The organism is Rhizobium sp. PDO1-076 (assembly GCF_000247475.1).
Taxonomy (GTDB): domain Bacteria; phylum Pseudomonadota; class Alphaproteobacteria; order Rhizobiales; family Rhizobiaceae; genus Allorhizobium.
This window is the reverse complement of record NZ_AHZC01000256.1, coordinates 1-1676: the sequence shown is the minus strand read 5'-3', so window position 1 is coordinate 1676 and position 1676 is coordinate 1. Positions and strand designations below refer to the sequence as shown.

Below are 1676 nucleotides of genomic sequence, written 5' to 3'. Positions count from 1 at the left end.
AGAAGCTGCATCTCGTCAAGGATTGCTTCCACATGGTGACGGCCTGGATTGCGGGGGAGACGGCCGATTATGCCGACATACATGTCTTCGATCGCGTCCCAATTGCCGTCAGCCCCCTCCTCCATCGCGGCGGAAATCAGCTTGCGCACATCACGCCGGCAGATAGTCAGCGCCTCTTTCGCTCTTCGGGACCGCAGGCGTTCGGCAGCGACATCCTGTGCCAAGCTCGCCAGTTCTGCAGCGCGAACCAAAAGTGGCGAAAGATCGAACCCGAAGGCCTGCTCGATGTCGCCACCCTTGTCCCGGTGAGCGTAGCGTTTGCCATTCGGACTATCCCTGCGCTGGATGAGGCCGGCTTCGACCAAGGCAGCCAGGTGCCGGCGCAAGGTCGTTCCTGTGATGCCGTGCGCTCTTACCGAGAGCTGGGCATTGGATGGGAAGACCACCAATCCATTATCGGAGTTGAGCTCACTTTCCGGATAGAACGTCAGGAGTGCGTCGAGAACAGTCAGTGCCCTGTCCTGGAGGCCAAGCCGTTCACGTGCTTCGCAGGCGTCGCGAAACACCTTCCATTTTTCGACCGGGCGATTTGGTTTCGTCTCGGACGTCTGGAGTTGCCTCTTTACGAGCGCAAGCACCACCGGCCGCCGCCCAAAGGGCGTCGTTATATTTCTCGTCTGCATATTCCTTCACCTTTCTTCAGGCAAAAGAAATCCGCTCACCAAAACGATGCCAAAGACTCTTGACTGGGATTCATGGAAATGCGATTCTCGATCTTGCTTAGGGAATACGAGAAGGGCTTCCACGACTTGGTCGTTTGGGGGCCTTTTTCTTTTTGCCGTCTACTCTCCTTATTGATCCAATTTGTTCCGGTAAGCCTGATACAAGTCACCTAGGTTGTCAGCGATGAAGTCGCCGAAGCCGGTGGCATCCCGTGCTTTCAGGGCAAAGGTGTATGTTTTGGCGTCCGCCTTAATGTAGGCTGATACAGCTTTGTCTTCTGACGACCACTTCTGGGTTCTCATCGGCTTAGGACTGGCCTGCTTCCCGACGGCCTTCAAGAAAGCCAGTAGTGCATTGAAACGGTCGTCGCCGCCATTTGCTTTGAAGTCGGCTGTCTCAATGAAGTCCAACGCCTTCTCAAGGGTCGATGGACGCTCCAGCAGGTTCTTGAGTTCATACCAGCGATCCCTGCCTATACCCTTGGCAGCACCGAGGGCATCAAGCACCAGTTTGGGAATGGTTGAGACGGCCAGCATCTTCGACAGGGTTGCTCGGTCTATAGACAGGGCGGAAAGGACAATCGCGTTGTCGCCATCGAACTGACGACGGGCGATCTCGGCAGCGAACATTGCCTTCTCGATAAACGACAGGTTTGCCCGTGCGGAGTTCTCTTGACCCTGCGCGACGAGGTGATCACTGTCTTTGAGGTCTTTGACGATCGTACGGACTTTCCGCTCGAGCGCCTTTGCCGCCCGAAGGCGTCTGTGCCCGAATACCACCATGTATCGCCCCGAGGCGAACGGGTGCGGCCTCACAAGGATAGGAGTGTCCTGCCCGCGATCTCTGATTGCTAACAGGAGCTCATCGAAATCTGCTGGGTCGTCTTCGAGGCGGTCCCGAACGAACGAGTCATCGATGATCCCGGGATCGAGTTCGACAACGGTCCTCCCCTT

Annotated in this window: 2 protein-coding genes; both read right to left on the bottom strand. The window is 56.5% G+C overall.

Features of this window, described 5'->3' with window-relative positions; translation table 11 throughout:
• Nucleotides 1–683 (bottom strand): plasmid replication protein RepC (repC, locus tag PDO_RS14545; RefSeq protein ID WP_007603044.1); only part of this gene is annotated, 683 nt, incomplete at its 3' end.
• 168 nt (nucleotides 684–851) lie between these two features.
• A partial coding sequence (gene repB, locus PDO_RS14540; protein ID WP_007603043.1) for a plasmid partitioning protein RepB occupies nucleotides 852–1676 on the bottom strand: 825 nt, incomplete at its 5' end.